Genomic DNA, 21,212 nt, shown 5'->3' with positions numbered 1-21,212 from the left:
CCATGCATAACGCACCTTCCTTTTCCGCCATTTCCCAGTCTGAGATCTGGCGGGCGCTGCAGGCGCAGGCGAAGCAGCTCAAGCAGCGCCGTCTCACCGACCTGTTTGCTGATGGTCCACTGCGGGCCAGGGATTTTTCCCTGGAGCTGCCCCGGTTTTTGCTGGATTACTCGAAAAACCCTGTCGACCGTCCGGTTTTTGTAAATTTATTACGCTTGGCGCAAGAAGCCGGAGTGGAGCAGTGGCGGGACGATTTCTTCGCCGGTAAACCCATCAATGTCACCGAGGGGCGGCCTGTTCTCCATCCCGCGCTACGTGGAGGTTTGGATGCCGATGTCGAAGTTGACGGGGTATCCGTCAGCGAGGCGGTCGAGGTCGAGCTGCAGCGCTTGAAAGAGCTTGTAGTTTTACTACATAATGGCGACCTGACGGGCTGCAGCGGTAAAAGGATCACCAATGTGGTCAATCTTGGCGTCGGTGGCTCCCATCTCGGACCACAGACCGTCATCGAAGCGCTGCGTACCCATCGGAAGGGTGATGTCGCCGTGCACTTTGTCTCCAATGTGGATGGAGCCCAGCTCACGGATGTGCTGGCCGGCCTGGATGCCGAATCGACCCTGTTTATCGTTTCGTCAAAGACATTTACCACCGGCGAAACAATGACCAACGCACGCAGTGCCCTTAGCTGGTTGCAGCGTGCGATGCCGGAGAGGCCGGCGGAAGCGCTGCTGCAGCAACACTTTATTGGTGTGACTGCGAGCCCGGACAAGGCGCAGCAATTTGGCATCCTGCCAGAGCGGATTTATCGCTTCTGGGATTGGGTTGGCGGTCGCTACTCGCTGTGGTCGTCGATTGGCCTGCCCATCGCCATTGCCTGTGGCTTTGACCATTTTCGCGCGCTGCTGGATGGCGCTGCAGAGATGGATCGCCACTTCCGGGAAGCGCCACTTGCGCAGAATGCGCCGGTAATTCTGGCGCTGCTGAGTGTGTGGAACTGCTCGTTCATGGGCTATCCGGCGCACGCGGTTTTGCCTTACAACCAGGCGCTGCACATGTTGCCCGCTTATCTGCAGCAGGCAGATATGGAGAGCAACGGCAAGTCGACCAATCGCGCTGGAGTGGAGGTGGATTACGCCACTGGCCCACTGATCTGGGGGCAGACCGGGATCAACGGGCAGCATGCGTTCTATCAGTATCTGCACCAGAGCCCAGAGGTGGTGCCGGCCGACTTTATCGGCACCGTGGCCCCCGGACATGAGCTGAGCGGGCATCACGAGGTGCTGCTGGCCAATATGTTCGCCCAGAGTCAGGCTTTGATGAATGGTGTGGATGCGGAGTCAGTGGCGCGGGAACTGACAGCCAAGGGGCTGTCGCAAGAAGAAATAAAAAGGCTTACCCCATTCAAAGTGCATAGGGGTGGAAAGCCCAGTAACACAATACTCTTGAAAGAGTTGGACCCCCGATCGCTGGGAGCGTTGATTGCACTCTACGAGCACAAAATCTTTGTTCAGGGTGTGATTCTGCAAATTTATTCCTTTGATCAGTGGGGCGTGGAACTTGGTAAAGGTCTGGCCAGCAAGCTGGAGTCAAAATTGGCTGCCGGTGACCTGACGGGCGAAGACGGTTCCACGGCCCAGCTGATCGACTACTACCGCCGGGTAAACGGCGCGGTTACGTCCACGGAGCTGCCTGAGGTTGGGGTGGCTGAGTCTGCTGGAGAACAGGCTTAACGACAGCGTGTGACGGGCTGATAAAAAACGAAGAGTTAGACAAATGGCAAACAAAACAGTGGTAAACAGTCGTATCCAGGCGGTTACCGACCGGATCATCCACCGCAGCGAAGACACCAGGGCCAGCTACCTGGCCCAGGTGGAGCGAGCCCAAGGCAAGGGGCGCGCGCGCCACAAGCTGTCCTGTGGCAACCTCGCGCACGCCATGGCGGCGTCCAGTGACCACGACAAGAATCTCATTGCATCCGGGCAGGGCCCCAACCTCGCCATCATCAATGCCTACAACGACATGTTGTCGGCCCACCAGCCCTACGGCACCTATCCGGAAATGCTCAAGGCGGAAGCGCTCCGCAACGGCGCCACCGCGCAGGTGGCCGGCGGCGTGCCCGCCATGTGTGACGGCGTCACCCAGGGGCAGCCGGGGATGGAGTTGTCCCTGTTTTCCCGCGATGTGATTGCCATGGCCACGGCCATCTCCCTGTCCCACGATATGTTCGATGGCGGCATGTACCTGGGCATTTGTGACAAGATCGTGCCCGGCCTGGTGATCGGTGCGCTGTCTTTTGGCCACCTGCCTGCGGTATTCGTTCCCGCCGGCCCGATGCCCACCGGTTTGGCGAACGCGGAAAAAGTACGTATTCGTCAGCTGTACGCGGAAGGTAAGGTTGGCCGCAAGGAGTTGCTGGAGGCGGAGAGTGCTTCCTATCACAGCCCGGGCACTTGCACCTTTTACGGCACCGCCAACAGCAACCAGATGCTGGTGGAAATCATGGGCCTGCAACTGCCGGGTAGCTCTTTTATCAATCCCGCCACCGAGCTGCGAGATGCGATGAACAAAGAGGCGGTCAAGCAGCTGGTGCAGATTTCCGAGCCCAGCAACTACACGCCCATCGCCAAAATTCTCTCCGAAAAAGCGTTCGTGAACGGCATCGTCGGCCTGCACGCCACCGGTGGTTCCACCAACCACACTATGCACCTGATCGCCATGGCGCGAGCTGCGGGTATCCAGATCACCTGGCAAGACATGGCCGAGCTGTCTGAAGTGGTACCACTGCTGTGCCACGTGTATCCGAACGGCACCGCGGACATCAACCACTTCGCCGCCGCCGGTGGCATGCAATACCTGATTCGCGAATTGTTGGGCGCGGGTCTGCTGCACAACGATGTGGCGACCGTTCTCGGCGATTCCGGTATGGAGCCCTACACCTACGATCCGTTCCTGAATGAAGACAAGGACGGACTGGTGTGGCGGCCAACCGCGGAAGAGTCCGGCAATCCGGACATCATCCGTCCCGCCGCAGATCCTTTCTCCAGCCACGGTGGCCTGCAACTGCTGAAAGGCAACCTTGGCAACAGCGTGATCAAGGTGTCCGCGCTGAAGACCCCGCAGCTGAAAGTGAAAGCGCCGGCGGTGGTATTCAACAGCCAGGACGACATGCTCGATGCGTTCAAGGCGGGTGAGCTGGAAAAAGATTTTGTGGCGGTGGTGCGATTCCAGGGGCCGCAGGCTAATGGTATGCCGGAGCTACACAAGCTGACGCCGTCCCTCGGCGTACTGCAGGACCGCGGTTTTAAGGTGGCACTGGTTACTGACGGCCGTATGTCTGGCGCCTCCGGTAAAGTGCCGGCGGCCATCCACCTCTCCCCGGAAGCACTGGAAGGTGGCGTAATCGCAAAGATCCAGGACGGAGACATTGTAGAGCTGGATGCGGAAGCCGGCGTTCTCAAAGTGCATGTGAGTGATGAAGAGCTGGCGGCACGCGCGCCAGCGGAGTGCGACCTGTCCGCCAATGCCACAGGCATGGGGCGCGACCTGTTTACCAATATGCGCAAGCTCGCCAGCGGCGCAGAAACCGGTGGCAGCATTCTTTTTTAACTGAATTCAGCAGCGCTCGCCGATAGGCGCGCGCTGAAATGGCTTGAGAGCAAAAACAATGGCTAACGCATTCGACATGGTACTTTTTGGCGGTGGCGGCGATCTGTCACTGCGCAAACTGATCCCGGCCCTGTACCGGGCATATATTGAGGGCGGCCTAAATGCGGAATCCCGCATCCTGCCGGTGTGTCGTCGCCAGGAAGACGCGGACGTCTATCTGAAAACCGCGCAACAGGCATTGAAAACCCATCTGCGCGACGGCGAGTACAGCGATAAAAACTGGAAAGGCTTTAGCGCACAGCTGCGCGCGGTAGCGCTGGATATTTCCAAGCCGGATGAACAGTGGGATAGCCTTGTAGATATCCTCGGCAAGGATACCGAGCGCACGCGTCTGTTTTACCTCGCCATTCCTCCCGCGGTATTCGGTCCCTGTTGCGAAAATCTGTCGGTAAAAGGCTTGATCCACGAGAACTCTCGGGTAGTGGTAGAGAAGCCCTTGGGTTACAACGCCAAAACTTCCGACGAAATCAACAGCAAGATTGCCGAGTTCTTCCCGGAAGAAAGCATTTTCCGCATCGATCATTACCTGGGTAAGGAAACTGTTCAAAACCTGCTGGCACTGCGTTTCAGCAATGTCCTGTTTGAGCACCTGTGGGATGCAAAAACCATCGACCACATTCAGATCAGTATTTCCGAAACCGTGGGCCTCGAGGGGCGCGCGGGTTTTTACGATGACACCGGTGCAATGCGCGATATGGTGCAGAACCACCTGCTGCAGTTGCTGTGCCTGATTGCGATGGAGTCGCCTAACAGTATGTCTGCGCGGAACATCCGCTCGGAAAAAATCAAAGTTCTGGAAGCGCTGCGCCCGCTGACCGATCAGGAAGTAGACCGGAATATTGTACGTGGTCAATACGTTGCCGGTGGCCTGGGGACTGAGCTGGTGCCGGGCTACCTGGAAGAGCTCAAGGCGCCCAACAGCACCACCGAGACCTTTGTGGCCATTCGCGCGCACATTGATAACTGGCGCTGGACCGGTGTGCCTTTCTATCTGCGTACCGGTAAGCGTATGGAAAAGCGCTGTGCGGAAATTGTTATCCAGTACAAGAATGTATCCCACAGTGTGTATCAGCCTGAAGCGGGCAAAGTACTGCCCAATCGGCTGGTCATCCGCCTGCAGCCGGAAGAGAGCATCAAGCTGGTTTTGATGGCCAAAAAAATGGACAGCCTCACCATGGAGCTACAGCCGGTGGAGTTGAACCTCACTCTGTCGGATACCTACGACAGCTTCAAGAGTGATGCCTACAAGCGCCTGATGCTGGATGCAGCGGCCAATAATTCTGCTCTGTTTATTCATCGTGAAGAGGTTGCTGCAGCCTGGGCCTGGGTTGACCCGATTATCGATCACTGGCGCGAAACCGCCAATCAGCCGCAGTTATATCGCGCTGGCACCTGGGGGCCGCAGGCATCCAATCAGCTACTCGCTGAAAACGGTCACCACTGGTTCAACCCCTGAGTGGTTACAGAAACCATTAACAAGGTCTGAATGACATGGTTGAAGAGAAATTTTTTGCGGATCGAGAGCGACTCACTCTGGCACTGGCGAATGAGTGTGCTGCGGCATTGCACGCGGGTATCAAGGAAAATGGCCAGGCCACGTTTCTGGTTAGCGGTGGGAGCTCTCCCGAGCCGGTATACCGCGAGCTCTCCCGTCGCCCATTGCCATGGAACAACGTTAACGTGGCGCTGGTGGATGAGCGTTGGGTAGAGAAAGATGAGCCTGGAAGTAACCTGGCGTTTATCAGCAACAGCCTGTTGCAAAACGAAGCGGCCAAAGCGCCTTGTCTCGGAATGAAAAACGCTGCTCCGACCCCGGCAGAGGGCGAGGCCGACTGCGAGCGTGTCTATCAAGAGTTGCCGAGGCCTTTCGATGTCTGTGTTCTGGGGATGGGCAACGATGGACACACGGCGTCTTTCTTCCCGTTCGCCGAAGGGTTGGCCGAAGCGCTGGATGTGAAATCGCAGAAGCTGTGCAAGGCCATTACCGCGAAACAGAGTGCGGTAACCGGTGCGCACACCGAGCGAATGACTCTGACGCTTGCAGCGATTTTGCAGGCAAAGGAAATCAAGCTGCTGATTACCGGCGAAGAAAAATTGAAAGTCTATCGCCAGGCCTTGTTGGGCGATGACGAGCAAGAAATGCCAGTGCGCAGCATCCTCAAGCAGGGGCTGAAGCCAGTGACTGTGTACTGGGCCCCCTGAAGTAATAAGCAGAAAAATTAAAGTTTTAGGAAGTGATGATGCAACAGACTCTGGTACCCGTATTGGAACAAGCTGGCGTAGTGCCGGTGATCGTAGTCGAAAAGGTGAGCGACGCCCTGCCGCTGGCGCAGGCGCTGGTTGAAGGCGGTCTGAATGTGCTGGAAGTGACTCTGCGCACTGAAGCCGCACTGGCTGCCGTAGAGGAAATCGCCAAGCACTTGCCGGATGCCCACGTGGGGACCGGCACTGTGTTGAACGGTGATGATATTCGTCGCTCGGTAAATGCTGGTGCGACCTTTATGGTCAGTCCCGGCGCAACCGAAGCACTGCTGGGTGCGGCCGAAGACACCAGCGTTCCTCTGCTGCCCGGTGCTGCAAATCCATCCGAGGTGATGCGTTTGCTGGAGCGCGGTTATCACTACCAGAAGTTTTTCCCCGCTGAAGCAGCGGGTGGCATCCCTATGCTGAAATCTATTGGCGGCCCTCTGGGGAAAGTGAAGTTCTGCCCAACGGGTGGTGTTAGCCCTCAGAATGCCAAGGATTACCTCAATCTGGCCAACGTCGTGTGTGTGGGTGGCTCATGGATGGCTGCACCGAAACTGGTGGCGGAAAAGAACTGGGCGGAAATTACTCGCCTGGCAAAAGAGGCCTCCTTGCTGAAAGGCTAAGGCCGCGCCTGGATTTGTTACCGAATAGAACTGCGTGCCGGGGGGGGTATACCCGGTGCCACGATAAAAAATCATAAATTTTCTAGATACAGAGGGTGTAGCGATATGAAACTCAGAATTGCTATCAATGGTTATGGTCGAATTGGCCGCAATGTAACGCGTGCGATTTATGAATCCGGATACAACGATCGCATCCAGCTGGTTGCCATCAATGATCTTGCGCCGGTGGAAGCCAATGCTCATCTTACCCGGTTCGACACCGTACACGGCCGCTTCACCACCGAAGTTGCTGTGGAAGGCGAAAACCTGGTTATCGGTGGTGATATGGTCAAGGTGTGCCAGGAGCGCAATCCTGCTGCGCTGCCTTGGGGCGAGTTGGAAGTAGATCTGGTGCTCGAATGTACCGGTCTGTTTACCGGTAAAGAAGCGGCTTCCCAGCACATGCAGGCCGGTGCCAAGGCGGTGCTGATTTCTGCCCCCTCCGGCGATGCCGACCTTACTGTGGTCTACGGTGTGAATGACGACAAACTTACTGCAGAGCACAAAGTCGTTTCCAATGCGTCCTGTACCACCAACTGCCTGGCGCCGGTGGCCAAAGTGCTGAACGAAGCCATTGGCATCGAGCGCGGTTTCATGACCACCGTACATGCGTATACCAATGACCAGAATACCCAAGACGCGGTGCACAAGGATATTTACCGTGCACGCGCTGCCGCAGACAACATGATCCCGACCAAGACCGGCGCTGCCGCCGCTGTGGGCCTGGTGCTACCAGAGCTGAAAGGCAAGCTGGATGGCATGGCGGTACGCGTACCCGTCAACAATGTCTCCCTGGTGGACTGCCAGTTTATCGCCAGCCGCGAAACCACGGTGGACGAGATCAATGCGATCATGAGCGACGCTGCGGGCACCATCAAAGGCGGTGTTCTGTCGTTCTGCGAGCAGCCGCTGGTATCTGTGGATTTCAACCACACCTCTGCTTCCAGCCACTTTGACGCCAATCACACCCGTGTAAACGGCAACCTCGTGAAAGTCATGGCCTGGTACGACAACGAGTGGGGATTCTCTCACCGTATGCTCGACACCAGCCTGGCAATGGCCAAAGCGCTGGGCCTGTAATCTGGCTCAGTTCCCGTGGCTGCGGTAGCAGTCAGATAGCGGAAAAGCTATCGCACCGGGGTGGGTGCAATACCCGCCCCGGTTTTGTTTTCTACAGTCTGCGTTGGCTGCCATAAGAACAAAGTCCGTCTCACTCCCAATCGATTAACGAATACCACCACTATGATTCGCCATACAAAAATTGTTGCCACACTTGGCCCGGGTACCGACAAGCCTCGTGTCATTGACGAGATTATCCGCGCCGGCGTCAATGTCGTACGCCTGAACTTTTCCCACGGCAGTGCCGACGATCACCGCAAGCGTGTGGAAGAGGTGCGTCGTGCATCCGCTGAGCAAAACCGCCTGGTCGCCGTGCTGGGTGATCTGCAGGGCCCCAAGATACGAATTGCGCGCTTCGCCGAAGGCAGCATTTTTCTTGAGAACAATGCTGAGTTCACCCTCGACGCCGACTGCCCGAAGGAGGGCGGAAACCAGCAGCGTGTCGGTGTGGACTATCCGTCCCTGATCGCCGACTGCAAGCCGGGCAATATCCTGCTACTGGACGACGGCAAGATTCGTTTGGAAGTAACAGGCGGCACCCAAAGCAAGTTGTTCTGTCGGGTATTGCAGGGTGGCAAGCTCTCCAATAACAAAGGGATCAACTTGCTAGGTGGTGGGCTGTCGGCACCGGCACTGACCGAAAAAGACTACGAGGACATCAAGCTCGCCGCTGAACTGGATGTAGATTTCTTGGCAGTAAGCTTTCCGCGCAGTGGCGAAGACCTGGAAATAGCACGCAAGGCCATGCGCGAAGCCGGTAGTAACGCCGCAATTGTCGCCAAAGTAGAGCGCGCGGAGGCCGTTGGCAACGACGAGCAGATGGACGATATTATCCTCGCGTCGGACGTCATTATGGTCGCGCGTGGTGACCTCGGTGTGGAGATCGGCGATGCCGCGCTGGTGGGTGTGCAGAAAAAGCTGATCAATCGGGCCAATGCACTGAACCGCGGTGTAATCACCGCGACGCAGATGATGGAGTCGATGATTACCAATCCTACCCCAACACGCGCCGAGGTGATGGACGTGGCTAACGCCGTGCTCGACGGCACCGATGCGGTCATGTTGTCAGCGGAAACTGCCGCGGGCGACTTCCCGGTTGCCGCCGTCGAATCCATGGCTGAGGTGGTGGTCGGTGCCGAACAGTATCTGGGCACTACCTCACGCCCGGCGGCCGACCGCTCCGCATCGGAAACCATTGATACCGTGATTGCCCAGGCTGCAATCGAATCGGCGGCGCGGGTGGAAAACCTGTGTGCCGTAGCTGCCCTGACCGAGTCCGGTCGCACCCCGCGCATCATGTCCCGGGCCACTTCGCAGCTCCCGATTTACGCCCTGACCCGTCACCCGCGGGTTGCTCGCCAGCTGGTACTGCTGCGCGGAGTGGACCCCATCGAGTTTGATCCCGCTTCCGTACCCCTTGGCCACCTGACCGATGCCATCGTTGAAGTGCTTGGTTCCCGCATTACCCTGCAGAAAGGCCAGCGCATCCTGATTACCCAGGGTGAGCGCCTGAATATGGGCGGAGGCACCAGCTCCATGCGCATCAAGGAAATTGAATAGCGCACCCTCACAAGTTGGCGGGCCGCCCCGGCATGGAAGCCGGGGTAGGTGTTTCCGGTGAGAAATACTGCGTGAGTAAAACATTGGGTGGCCGACTGGTCACTCATTTTGAGTGATTTTTGTTCTATTCCCCCGGGGGACCCTGTACCGGTGGCGCGTCAGTTGTCATAAATGGCAGGTTGAAATCGCATTAAGCGACAAATTACCCGGATTTTTTCTCCCCGTAGCGGTAGCTTTTTTATTGCATTGTGTGTATTGTCGATCTTGAGAATGACAGCGCTATCATAAAAACGAATGACAGCGCTATCATTTGGCGGTACAAGGTGAATAAAAAGTTTCTAGCCAAACCTTTATATCTATAAAAAAGGAAGGGGAAATCGATGCTTAAGCGCAACAAACTCGCTCTCTCGATCAGCGCAGCTGTACTGAGTGGAGGCCTGATGGCTCCACTGGCAGTTGCTCAAGAAGCAGCTCTGGAAGAGATTACCGTTACCGGTATTCGTGGTTCTCTGCAGGATGCTCTCAGCACCAAACGTGACTCTTACTCTATTGTCGATGCTATTTCTTCCGAAGATATCGGCAAATTCCCAGACAAAAACGTTGCTGAGTCTCTGCAGCGTGTACCTGGTGTAACCATCCAGCGCCAATTTGGTGAGGGCGCTGCGGTGTCTATTCGCGGTGCAGGTAATGATCTGACTCTGACCACACTGAACGGCCAAAACGTTGCTTCTACCGGCTGGTTTGTACTCGAGCCCGCCAAACGTAGCTTCAACTATGAGCTGCTGCCCTCCGAACTGGTTGGTGACATTGAAGTATACAAAGCTTCCCAGGCCGACCTCGCTGAAGGTGGTGTGGGTGGTACTGTAATCATTAACACTCGTAAGCCGTTGGATTTGGATGGCCTGACACTGCGCGCGTCTGTTGAAGCTTCCCAGCAGTCAGACTCTGATTCTACCGACCCTCAGTTCTCTGGCCTGGCCAGCTGGAAGAACGATTCAGAAACCTTTGGTGTGCTGGTTTCCGCTGTTTCGCAAGAGCGTCTGCTGCAGCGGCAGGGCAACGAAGCATTCTGGGAGTGGGGTGCTGGTCCGGTTGCTTTCGAGCAAGAGCGTAAGCGCTCTGCGGTCAATGCTACTTTCCAGTACCAGCCTACCGAAAATCTCGATATCGTGTTCAACGCTATCGATATGCAGATGGAGGCTGATAACACCAACTACGCGCTGTGGCTGACTCAGGGCAACTGTGGCTGGTGTGGCGTTGATGTTGATCCTGCAGACCAGATCAATGGTACTACTGCGCGTGGTCCGTTGAACGTGGCCTACTTGCAGGCGCGCCCGCGTGAAGCGACCATGAATTCCGACGTGTTTGACCTGTCCGTGACGTACTCTGGTGAGGGCTACGAAGCAAGCTTCCAGGCTGGCTCTACCTCTTCTACCGGCGGTACCGACTTCGAAATGGTTGTAGATGATGGCTCCGGCGGCTTTGCGCTGGACGGTGCTACCTATGACTTCTTCGGCGGCGGTCAGTCTTGGGACCTGAATGGATTTGATCTGGGCAGCTATGATCCGGGCTCTCTGGCCATGGGTACTGGCCCTAACTTCAACGCGACCCCGAAAACCGACGACGAGACTTATTTCCAAGCGGATCTTGAGTTTGACGTTGAGTTTGGTGCGATCAATTCAATCAAGACCGGTATCAAAACAGCCGATCACAACTCCACTAGTCGACGCTTTGAGTTTACTCAGGCAGATGGTTTCAATCCGGTAATCTCTACTGACGGTATCATCAAGGGTGCTATCGATGCTGGTGCCGGCAGCTATCAAATTCCGCGCCTGGATGATAAAGCGCTTAAGGCATGGGCCAAGGCTTCAATCACCGGTAAAGTCGAGGATCTCGGATCCTACAGCGAGATTGATGAGACCAACTCAGCAATCTATGCGATGGCCACCTACGAGATGGGTGATGTGCGTGGTAACTTCGGTCTGCGCTACGTAACAACCGATGCTACCTCTACTTACTACATCGACGGTGTCCGCTCTGAAACCAATGCTGACTACTCTGTCGTGTTGCCGAGCTTTAACCTGGCTTACAACCTCAGCGAAGACGTTATTGTCCGCGCTGCAGCTGCCAAGGTAATGGCTCGCCCGCAGTACGTGGATATGTACGTTAACCCGAGCCCCATCGGTGCTAACGACGAAATTGACAACAACCAGTTCTGGGTAGTGGGCAACGTCGGCTTGGAGCCTTTCCTCGCTAACCAGTTTGATCTGGGCGTTGAATACTACTTCGCTGAAGGCTCTCTGGTTTCTGGTGGTGTCTTCTACAAAGACGTTAGCAACTTTGTAACGATCAGTGAGTACAGTGCCTCCGCTAGTGAGATTCCGTTCGAACTGCCTGATAGTGAAGTGCCGTTCGGCTGGACTGTTCAGGAAAAAGACAACGGCGAAAGTGCTGAAATCACAGGTATCGAACTGGGTTACCAGCAAGACTTCGGTAACGGTTTTGGTGCGATCGTGAACTATACCTGGACTGACACTGAAACCGATGAAGCGACCTTCACCGATGGTAATCCGTTCCTGAGCGATAGCTCTGAGAATGTATACAACCTTACTGGCTACTACGAAAATGACATGTTCTCTGCCCGTGTTGCATACAACTGGCGTAGTGAGTACATGATTCGTGAGTCGGGTGCATACGGCAACCGCCTGCACGACGATTTCGGTAGCCTGGACCTGAGCGCAGTTTGGTATGCCTCTGAGAACCTGGATGTTAAGCTCGACGTGAACAACCTGTTGGCAGAGGAATCTGTTCAGCTGGGTAACAATGCTGAGCCCGCTCCCGGAACTGGTTTCACTGCCGGCTTCCCGCTGTATGAGTACGAAACTGCTCGTCGCATCAACATTGGAGCTTCTTACAAGTTCTAATGGCGAGGTGATTTCGTGATGTAACGGAAAAAGGGAAGTTTTTACTTCCCTTTTTTCGTATGAAAAATATACTAGGCGGGCTTTTTAGAATAACTTCCAATTGAATAAGGTGTTGTATGGCCACTGTAGAAGCCCCAAAAATCGTACCTCTTCGCAGCGACGTTCACGGTAAGCTGAAAGTCCGTGAACTGGGGACCTTTGAGCACGTTAAGAATGCCCACATGGTGCCGGTAACTGCTCACGAATTCGCCCGACTGGGTGCGGAATACCCGATTGTTTTCGTCAAGAACTCCGATACGGGCCAATTCCAGTCTGTTGCGCTGCTGAGCCTGAAAGTAGGCGAAAATTTGTTTGTTGACGGCGAAAGCTGGAAAGGCGTTTTCGTTCCCGGCGCTGTGCGCAATCATCCGTTCGTTCTGGCGCCTGCTGGTGAGAATAAAGAGCAGCTGATGGTGGGTCTGGTTGAAAACAGCCCAGTTGTGGGTGAAGAGCAGGGTGAGGCCCTGTTCACCGAATCTGGTGAAGAGTCCGAATACCTGAAGGCCAAGAAAGAGGCGCTGGTGGGCTACCTGGAAAGTGACCAGATGACCAAAGCGTTCATCACCATCCTCGCCGAAAAAGACCTGCTGACCACTCAGAACGTTGCGGTCAATGCCGGTGGTGAGAAGATCAATCTGACCGGTATTTACATGGTCGATGAAAAGAAGCTGGGTGAACTCAGTGAAGAAGATTTCGCCGATTTCCGCAAGCGTGGCTTCCTGCCACCGCTGTTCGCGCAGCTCGGCTCTATGCACCAGTTTTCCCGTCTGGCCAAGATGCAGGCCGGTGTCTGATATTCGAGCCTAATTTGATACCATGACTATCGATAGCTCTGAGCAAATAAAGCGAGTATTGGTAGTCGGGGGTGGCACGGCCGGCTGGTTGTCGGCCTGCCACCTCGCCAAGAAGCTTGCTTCCTCCTCTCCCGCTGGCGTCCAAGTGACGTTGGTCGAGTCCGAGAATATTCCCTCCATTGGTGTCGGTGAGGGAACCGTACCCGCGATCAGGGATTCCTTGCGCTATCTAGGCATTAGCGAAACCGAATTTGTTCGCGAATGCGATGCCACTTTCAAGCAGGGAATCAAGTTTGTGAACTGGGTTCGCTCCCCTGGCACTATAGGCCCTGATTACTACCATCACGTATTCGATTATCCCGATAGTGGGGCCGGAGATTTGACGCCTTATTGGCTGCAAAACGGCAATAGTCGCAGTTTCGTGGATGCGGTATCTGTCCAGGGAGTTATCTGTGATAAGGGGCTTGGCCCCAAAGATATGACGGTGCCGGAGTATGAGGGGATTGTTAGTTATGCCTACCATCTTGATGCTGCCAAGTTTGCCCGACTGCTAACCCGGCACGGTGTGGATAAACTTGGGGTCAAGCACGTCCTTGCGGATGTACAGCGAGTGAATCTCGGTGAATCTGGAGATATTTCTTCAGTTACGATTGACTCAGGTGAAAACTTGGAAGCGGATATCTTTATTGATTGCACCGGGTTTGCTTCTCTGCTGCTTGGGCAGTCTCTCGGGGTTGAATTTGTTGACAAGCGTGATGTGCTGTTTGCGGATTACGCGTTGGCAGCACAGCTACCTTATTCCGATTCCAGCACTCCAATCCCTAGCTTTACTATCTCCACTGCCCAAGAGAGCGGCTGGACCTGGGATATCGGCCTGTCCGAAAGGCGCGGCACCGGTTACGTATATTCGAGTGCACACACGGATCATGATCGTGCGGAGGCCGTATTTCGAGGCTATCTCGGCGACGATGAAGGCCGGATATCGGTGCGCAGAATTCCCATGCGCGTGGGGCATCGGGAAACTTATTGGAAAAATAATTGCGTTGCAATTGGCTTATCACAGGGTTTTGTGGAACCGCTCGAAGCCACCGGAATTCTAGTATATGACGCGACGGCCAGAATGCTGGCGGATACTTTTCCTGCGCGTCGCTCCGTGATGCCGCTAGTTGCCAAACAATTCAACCGCGCGGTTCACTATGCCTGGGACAGAGTGATTGATTTCGTAAAGCTGCACTACTGCATCAGTCAGCGCAGGGATCACCCGTTTTGGATAGAGAATTGCGACCCTTCCTCCATTCCGGAATCACTGCAGGAAAAGCTGCAACTTTGGCAGTCGCAGCCGCCCAGTGTTTATGAGTTTCCCAGTAAGTTGGAAATTTTCAATCTCGCGAATTATCAATACGTCCTTTATGGGATGGAGTTTGCTACCGATGTTGGTCCCCATGTATTGGGGCGCCATCCGATGATGGCGGACGCGGTTAGCCGGATGGATGAAATCTCGAATTTTTCTTCTCGGCTGCTCGGCAGTTTGCCAGAGCACCGAACCTTGATTGAAAGAATAAAAAAATACGGGTTACAAAAAATATAGCCGCCTATGCAGTCTCGTACCATGAAAACATTGAATATTGTGGGCGGGGGAAGTGCCGGCTGGATGGCCGCCATCTACCTCAATCGTTATTTCAATCGAGAAGTAAAAAACTTCCAGGTTAACGTCATAGAGAGCCCTGACATCGGTATTATTGGTGTCGGTGAAGCAACCGTCCACAGTATTCGTTTTTTCTTCGGCGCTATGGGTTTGGATGAAGCCGAATTGATGGCTGAAACAAATGCCACTATCAAGTCGGGCATAATGTTCCGTAATTGGAAGAAGCCGATTGCAGGGCAGACCCATGAGTACTTCCATCCCTTTGATCAGCAGCAGCCTGGTGGCTCTGTGGATATCTCGAGCGCGTGGTTTGTCGGCGGACGTAAGTCGCAAGAGCGTTACGACGAAGGCGTCAGTGTAAATTCTCATCTAATAAAGTGGGGGCATTGCCCGAAGGGAGCGTCCTCCTCAAATTATCAGGGGGCGGTGCCATACGGTTATCACCTAGATGCGACGCTTTTAGCCCGGTTCCTGAGGCGCAAGGCCGTGGAGCAGGGGGTGAGGCACATTGAGGCCACTGTCACAGATGTGGAGGTCGCCGCCGGAAAAATTTTGTCGGTGCAGACCGACCAAGGGGCCTTTGCCGGTGACTTCTTTTTGGACTGTACGGGATTTCGTGGACTTTTGCTTGAAAAGCTCCAGTCGGATAACTGGGAGTCGTTTGCCGATGTTCTTCCCTGCGATAAGGCGGTGGCGATTCAGCGTGAGTTCCCAATGGGGACGAATCCGCGGTCCTATACCGTTGCAACGGCCCTATCTTCTGGTTGGGCTTGGCAGATTGACCTGGTAAATCGCCAGGGTAGTGGATACGTGTACGACAGTGGGCGAATTTCGCCGGAAGATGCTGAAAGAGAACTGAGGGATTTTCTGGGCCCTGAAGCTGGCGTGCTCAAGTGTACCCACCTTGACATGAAGGTCGGGTGTCGCAGAAATACTTGGGTTGGGAATTGCGCGGCTATTGGGCTTTCTAGCGGCTTTATTGAGCCCTTGGAGTCGACTGGCTTACATATGATTCATCTGGGGGTGAGCCTGTTGGCAACTCATCTGGCCGGTGATGATGGTAGTGGTGTACTGCGTGACTCCTACAACGAGAAAATGCGGGGCTTTTATCAGGATCTAAAGCAGTTCATCGTGCTTCATTATTGCTTGTCTGATCGGGATGATAGTGAGTTTTGGCGGGCAGCGCCCGCGACTGTCGAAGGGTGTGCTTGGTTGAAGTCGAAGTTGCCTCTCTGGAAGCGCAAAATTTGTGAGTATCAGGACTTTGCCGGCAGTTACGCGAGTATTTTCACTGACGCCAATTATCGCTATGTGCTGTACGGCATGCAGCACTACCCTGAGCTCCGCTTCGCAATGTCAGAAGGTGAGTTAGAAGGTATATTCCAGCGGTTTTCACAGCTGTTGGTGCGCGCGAAAGCTGGAACTCTCGATCACGCGCAATTCCTTCAGGCGATGCATGCCAAAAAGGTAAGTCTGACAGGGCCATGAGATTTTTATTTTTGCGTCAAACCCTGAGTTGGATTTCGCCCTGGCTAATCTGGTTGGGGGGATTCTATGGCCTGTGGGCACTGTTCGTATCCAGTCAGGGCCTATGGGCTGTGGTTGCCGAACACTGGCCGATGGCGCTGTCCATGGCTATTGGCAGTTACGCCGCGGGCTCTACCCCTATGGGGGGCGGCACCGTCGGTTTTCCGGTGTTGGTGCTGCTGTTTGATATGCCTGCCAGTCTCGGCCGGGATTTCAGTTTTGCGGTGCAGTCCATCGGTATGGTGAGCGCCAGTATTTTCATTTTCTGCCGTCGTCAGCTGCTGGCCTGGTCCATGCTGCGTGGCGCGCTTCTCGGCAGCCTGCTGGCGACGCCGTTGGGTATTCTCTATTTCGCGCCCCTGATTCCCGAGTTGTGGGTCAAGCTCTCGTTTGCGGTGATCTGGGGCAGCTTCGGCATATTGCACCTGTATCGCCTGCGTGAAATCACCGCGCACGACCATGCCGGTGATCCGCGCTGTCCCAAGGATTTTCGCGTGGGGTTGTTACTGGGGGCGGTTTCTGGTTTCGCGGCGGTATCAGTGACCGGGGTGGGAATTGATATGGTGATCTACGCTGCCCTGGTGTTGCTCAGCAGGGTGGATTTGAAGGTGGCCATCCCTACATCCGTGGTCATCATGGCGTTTTCTTCGGTGGTGGGTGTTGTCGTGAAGAGTGTGACCGGCGACTGGCAACCGGGGGTGTTGGGCAACTGGCTTGCGGCGGCGCCGGTGGTGGCGCTCGGAGCGCCACTCGGGGTGTTTGTGGTTGGTTTGATTGGCCGCAAGCCCACCTTGCTGGTGGTAGCCCTGTTGTGCATTGTGCAGCTTATCTGGACCTGTGTGTCGGAGAGGGCGACGCTGGGGCTGGCGGGTACGCTCATCGCGTTGTGTTCAGTGCTGGTGTGTCTCGCCGGCTTTGAGGCGTTGCGGCTGCTTGGCCTGCGCAGGGCGGGCAATCGTAATGCGATAGTAGCTGAAGACGACGCGCTTCCGGTGAGTCATCTGGCAGCGGGTTCTTGATTGCGCATACTGCGCGTAATGGAATTCGCGTGAAAATAAAAAAGGCGATCTCATGCGAGATCGCCTTTTTCGTAAATGGCTGGGGTGGAAGGATTCGAACCTTCGCATGACGGGATCAAAACCCGCTGCCTTACCGCTTGGCTACACCCCAGTAAAGGTGCTGTGAGTCTGGTTTCTCACAGAGGGAAAATGGTAGCAAGGGGGAGACTTGAACTCCCGACCTCAGCATTATGAGTGCTGCGCTCTAACCAGCTGAGCTACCTTGCCACTGAAAGTCTCGGCTAACCGAGGGCGCGCATTATCGGGCGACCTCGGGGAGCTGTCAATACTTTTTTAGTAAATTAATCAGTAGCTTAGCGCGTAAACTACTTTTCACCGGGGATGGCCCGCGGAGATCAGCGGCCGCGGCCGATGGCGGCGAGCAGAGAGCCCATTACGACGGTAATTGCGCCAACCCAGCTGATCCAGTTCATGGGCTCTACCGCAATGTACTCGGGCCACGCAGTGCCGATAAGGGCACTCAGCGCCAGGGTCATTAGTGGAACCAGCGCCAGTGTGGCGCTTACCCGTGACGCCTCCCAGGCACTCATGGCTTTGGCGAAGGCGCCATAGGCAATCAGGGTATTGGCGGTCAGGAACAGCAGCAGTGCCCAGCCGAGGGCGTCCAGCTGCAGGGCGCTGGTGGGCTGAGCGATGGGGAGAAAGCACAGCGTCCCGGCGATGTAGATCAGCATCAGCAGGTTTTGCGGCCGTGACTGGGCGACAATCTTTTTCTGAAACAGGCCATACACCGCCCAGGTGACTGCGGCGATGACCACCAGTCCTACGCCAATCAGGTACTCGCGATCTTCCCCTGCCATGAGTTCCTGAATACGCAGGTTGAAAAACAGCGGCAGGCCGAGACATACCAATCCCACGCCCATCCACTGGCGCGGGGAGAAGCGCTCCCCCAGGAAAGCCACACTGAAAATGAGCAGAAGTAGCGGTGCCAGCTGAATTAGCACCTGCAAAGCGCCGGGGGTGATGTAGTTGAGTCCCGTGGCATAGGCGATGTAGTTACCGAGCAGGCCGCCCACCGCCAGCAGGGAATAGGGCAGCAGTTTTCCCTTGAGTAGGCTGCGCAAGTCCAGGTCCCTGCGCCAGCCATACCAGATACCCGCAAACACCGCGGCGCCAAAGAAGCGAAACCAGGTGACGGTGGTGGAGTCCATGTCGGCGATCAGGCCTTTCATGGCGATGGGCAGCAGCGCCCACAGAAAGGCGGTGGTCAGGGCCAGTGGCAGGCCGACTCTCCAGTTGGATTGGTACATGGCAACCTTTGATGGTGCTGGGATGGGTGTGGGGCGCGAAATAGCGGGCGCGTGTTCCGGCGCCCACTGGGGGCGCCGGATTTGCCGAATGGCTGGTGGAAGGGGGTTAGACGTTGAAGCGGAAGTGAATCACGTCGCCGTCAACGACCACATAGTCCTTGCCTTCCAGGCGCCATTTGCCGGCTTCCTTGGCCCCGGCCTCACCATTGTGCGCCACGAAGTCGTCATAGCTCACAACTTCTGCACGGATAAAGCCTTTTTCAAAGTCGGTATGGATCTTGCCTGCGGCCTGCGGCGCGGTGGCGCCCTGAGGGATGGTCCACGCCCTTACTTCCTTGACGCCGGCGGTGAAGTAGGTGTGCAGGCTTAGCAGGTTGTAACCGGCGCGGATGACGCGGTTCAGGCCCGGCTCATCCATGCCCAGCTCTTCGAGAAATTCGGCTTTCTCGTCATCGTCCAGCTCGGCGATTTCCGATTCCAGCTTGTTGCAGATGGGCACCAGTACGGCATTCTCTTCCGCGGCGATTGCGGATACCGCATCCAGGTGCGGGTTGTTCTCAAAGCCGTCTTCATCCACGTTGGCGATGTACATGGTGGGCTTGACGGTCAGCAGGCTCAGCTCGCGCAGGCCCTCCAGTTCATCGTCGGTGAGACCGAAGGAGCGCAGCGGCTTGGCTTCGTTGAGGTGCGGTTGCACCTTTTCGAGCAGCGCCTTCATTTTAATGGCGTGCTTGTCCTGGCCTTTGGCTGCACGGGTGTAGCGCAGCAGGGCTTTATCTACGGTGTCGAGGTCCGCCAGCGCCAGTTCTGTGTTGATCACCTCGATGTCGGCAACCGGGTCTACCTGGTTGGCCACGTGGATGACGTTGTCGTTTTCAAAGCAGCGCACCACGTGGGCAATGGCATCGGTCTCGCGAATGTTGGCGAGGAACTTGTTGCCAAGGCCTTCACCCTTGGACGCGCCCGCTACCAGGCCCGCAATGTCCGTGAATTCCATGGTGGTTGGAATGACTTTTTGCGGTTTGACAATCTCGGTGAGCTTGTCGAGGCGCGGGTCTGGTACCGGTACGATGCCGGCGTTCGGTTCAATGGTGCAGAAGGGAAAATTCTCTGCGTCGATCCCCGCTTTGGTCAGGGCATTGAACAGAGTGGATTTGCCCACGTTGGGCAGGCCGACGATGCCGCAAGTAAAACCCATGGTGTGAATCCTGTTGTGAATCTTGTGGTGCGTTGAGACAGGGTGCGCCGGTGGCAGACACTGTCTACTTGGATTTGGTGTGCAGTGCTTTCATGGCTCCGCTCCAGTCGCCGCTGGCGGCGGTGGGGAGCGCATCTACAGCGCGATCGATGGCCTCGGCCAGTTGGTCCTGTTCCACTCGGGGCGCACGCTGGAGTACGTAATTGACCACGTCCCGGGCGTTGCCCGGATGGCCAACCCCAAGGCGCAGGCGCATGAAATCCCGATTATTTCCCAGGGCGGCGATGATATCGCGCAGGCCGTTATGTCCCCCGTGACCGCCGCCACTTTTCAGGCGTGCAGTGCCGCAGGGTAGGTCCAGCTCATCGTGAGCGACCAGAATAGCCTCTACGGGAATCTTGAAGAAATTCGCCAGCGGGCCCACTGCCTGGCCGCTGCGGTTCATAAAGGTGGTGGGAATCAGCAGGCGGATATCCTGCCCGCCGATTCGCACACGGCCGGTGAGGCCGTGGTACTTGCTGTCTGGCGCGAGCTGGGCACCGTGGATACGGGCCAGCTCGGAGACGAAGTCGGCCCCGGCGTTGTGTCGCGTCCGGTCGTATTCGGGGCCTGGATTTCCCAGGCCCACAATCAACTGGATGGGCGTGTCCGGAGCCTTGCTCAAGGTGCTTTACCTATAGTTAGGAGACCTGAACGAGAGTCGACTTAGGCTTCGCCGGACTCTTCGCCTTCACCTTCGCCTTCTTCGGCGTCGGCTTCAACAGCACCGCGCGGCTTGTGCACAGAAGCGACAACCAGGTCGTGGTCTTCGCCGTGCGCCAGGTCCACAGACTCAACGCCAGCCGGCAGTTTGATGTCGGAGATGTGAACAGTGCCGTCCAGCTCCAGGTCCGCCAGGTCTACTTCGATGAACTCAGGCAGCTTGGAGGCCGGCGCTTGGATGTCCAGCTCGGTCAGGGTGTGCGATACGATACCGCCAGCCTTAACACCTTTACACTTGTCTTCGTTCAGGAAGTGCAGCGGTACCTTAACGTGTACTTTGGTGTTGGCAGATACGCGCTGGAAGTCAGCGTGCAGCAGGATGGCCTTGGCCGGGTGACGCTGCAGATCGCGCAGGATCACGGTCTCTTCTTTGCCGTCGACGCTCAGGGTCAGAACGGAAGAGAAAACCGCTTCGTTTTCCAGCGCCTTGAACATATCTTTCTGCAGCAGGGCGATGGATTGCGGCTCGGACTCGCCACCGTAGATGATGGCCGGAACTTTTGCTTCCAGGCGACGCAGGCGGCGGCTCGCACCTTTCCCTTCGTCGCTACGGACGCTGGCATTCAGTTTAAAATCAGACATGGGGTAAACCTCAGGTTGTCTGTCCAGAAGGACCTGCGACCGGAACCTTCTGGCATTGCTATAAAAGGGGCAGAATCTATTGAAACGCCCAATAGTAAACGCCCGGCAGTGCCGGGCGGGCGCGTATTCTAAGGGGAAGCGCCGGCGAATGCCAGCGC

16 protein-coding genes and 2 tRNA genes are annotated in these 21,212 nt (G+C 56.1%); 12 read left to right on the top strand and 6 right to left on the bottom strand.

What is annotated here, in order from left to right:
* Positions 1-2 precede the first annotated feature (2 nt).
* The 12 genes from pgi to JF535_RS16005 all read left to right on the top strand — a co-directional run bounded on the left by pgi (position 3) and on the right by JF535_RS16005 (position 17,202).
* Positions 3-1,730, top strand: a complete 1,728-nt coding sequence (pgi, locus tag JF535_RS16060; protein WP_207004139.1) for a glucose-6-phosphate isomerase — start codon at positions 3-5, stop codon at positions 1,728-1,730.
* A 43-nt stretch (positions 1,731-1,773) separates the two neighbouring features.
* On the top strand, positions 1,774-3,606 hold the full coding sequence (gene edd, locus JF535_RS16055) for a phosphogluconate dehydratase (protein ID WP_207004138.1): 1,833 nt from the start codon (positions 1,774-1,776) through the stop codon (positions 3,604-3,606).
* Positions 3,607-3,664: 58 nt separating this feature from the next.
* Positions 3,665-5,122 (top strand): glucose-6-phosphate dehydrogenase, encoded by a 1,458-nt coding sequence (gene zwf / locus JF535_RS16050; RefSeq protein WP_207004137.1) that lies wholly within the window; start codon positions 3,665-3,667, stop codon positions 5,120-5,122.
* A 35-nt stretch (positions 5,123-5,157) separates the two neighbouring features.
* The gene (gene pgl / locus JF535_RS16045; RefSeq protein WP_207004135.1) at positions 5,158-5,868 is read left to right on the top strand and encodes a 6-phosphogluconolactonase; all 711 of its coding nucleotides are present in this window, start codon (positions 5,158-5,160) and stop codon (positions 5,866-5,868) included.
* Positions 5,869-5,906: 38 nt separating this feature from the next.
* Positions 5,907-6,536, top strand: coding sequence for a bifunctional 4-hydroxy-2-oxoglutarate aldolase/2-dehydro-3-deoxy-phosphogluconate aldolase (gene eda / locus JF535_RS16040; RefSeq protein ID WP_207004133.1), 630 nt, complete (start codon positions 5,907-5,909; stop codon positions 6,534-6,536).
* A 105-nt stretch (positions 6,537-6,641) separates the two neighbouring features.
* Positions 6,642-7,655 (top strand): type I glyceraldehyde-3-phosphate dehydrogenase, encoded by a 1,014-nt coding sequence (gene gap, locus JF535_RS16035; RefSeq protein ID WP_066962567.1) that lies wholly within the window; start codon positions 6,642-6,644, stop codon positions 7,653-7,655.
* A gap of 162 nt (positions 7,656-7,817) precedes the next feature.
* The gene (pyk, locus tag JF535_RS16030) at positions 7,818-9,254 is read left to right on the top strand and encodes a pyruvate kinase (RefSeq protein WP_207004130.1); all 1,437 of its coding nucleotides are present in this window, start codon (positions 7,818-7,820) and stop codon (positions 9,252-9,254) included.
* A gap of 380 nt (positions 9,255-9,634) precedes the next feature.
* Positions 9,635-12,178 (top strand): TonB-dependent receptor, encoded by a 2,544-nt coding sequence (locus JF535_RS16025; protein WP_207004128.1) that lies wholly within the window; start codon positions 9,635-9,637, stop codon positions 12,176-12,178.
* 116 nt (positions 12,179-12,294) lie between these two features.
* On the top strand, positions 12,295-13,011 hold the full coding sequence (locus JF535_RS16020; protein WP_207004127.1) for a SapC family protein: 717 nt from the start codon (positions 12,295-12,297) through the stop codon (positions 13,009-13,011).
* Between the two features lie 22 nt (positions 13,012-13,033).
* Positions 13,034-14,599 carry a tryptophan halogenase family protein gene (locus JF535_RS16015; RefSeq protein ID WP_207004125.1) on the top strand — a complete coding sequence of 522 codons (1,566 nt, stop codon included), beginning with the start codon at positions 13,034-13,036 and terminating at the stop codon, positions 14,597-14,599.
* A 21-nt stretch (positions 14,600-14,620) separates the two neighbouring features.
* Positions 14,621-16,144, top strand: a complete 1,524-nt coding sequence (locus JF535_RS16010; RefSeq protein WP_207004124.1) for a tryptophan halogenase family protein — start codon at positions 14,621-14,623, stop codon at positions 16,142-16,144.
* Positions 16,141-17,202 (top strand): sulfite exporter TauE/SafE family protein, encoded by a 1,062-nt coding sequence (locus JF535_RS16005; protein ID WP_207004123.1) that lies wholly within the window; start codon positions 16,141-16,143, stop codon positions 17,200-17,202. The genes JF535_RS16010 and JF535_RS16005 overlap by 4 nt, the downstream gene beginning before the upstream one ends.
* A 76-nt stretch (positions 17,203-17,278) precedes the next feature.
* On the opposite strand, the gene JF535_RS16000 is transcribed toward JF535_RS16005, so the two are convergent.
* The 6 genes from JF535_RS16000 to JF535_RS15975 form a co-directional block, all read right to left on the bottom strand.
* Positions 17,279-17,353: transfer RNA gene (locus JF535_RS16000), tRNA-Gln, on the bottom strand.
* Positions 17,354-17,392: 39 nt separating this feature from the next.
* Positions 17,393-17,469 (bottom strand) — tRNA-Met (locus JF535_RS15995).
* Between the two features lie 128 nt (positions 17,470-17,597).
* On the bottom strand, positions 17,598-18,512 hold the full coding sequence (locus JF535_RS15990) for a DMT family transporter (RefSeq protein ID WP_207004122.1): 915 nt from the start codon (positions 18,510-18,512) through the stop codon (positions 17,598-17,600).
* Positions 18,513-18,618: 106 nt separating this feature from the next.
* Positions 18,619-19,710, bottom strand: coding sequence for a redox-regulated ATPase YchF (ychF, locus tag JF535_RS15985; protein WP_207004121.1), 1,092 nt, complete (start codon positions 19,708-19,710; stop codon positions 18,619-18,621).
* 64 nt (positions 19,711-19,774) lie between these two features.
* Positions 19,775-20,374: an aminoacyl-tRNA hydrolase gene (gene pth / locus JF535_RS15980; RefSeq protein WP_066962591.1), complete on the bottom strand. Its 600-nt coding sequence runs from the start codon at positions 20,372-20,374 to the stop codon at positions 19,775-19,777.
* Between the two features lie 41 nt (positions 20,375-20,415).
* Positions 20,416-21,054: a 50S ribosomal protein L25/general stress protein Ctc gene (locus tag JF535_RS15975; RefSeq protein WP_207004120.1), complete on the bottom strand. Its 639-nt coding sequence runs from the start codon at positions 21,052-21,054 to the stop codon at positions 20,416-20,418.
* Positions 21,055-21,212 lie beyond the last annotated feature (158 nt).

Origin of the sequence: Microbulbifer salipaludis (assembly GCF_017303155.1) — a bacterium.
Lineage (GTDB): Bacteria > Pseudomonadota > Gammaproteobacteria > Pseudomonadales > Cellvibrionaceae > Microbulbifer > Microbulbifer salipaludis.
The sequence above is the reverse complement of the archived record's forward strand: the minus strand, read 5'-3'. Positions and strand labels throughout refer to the sequence as shown.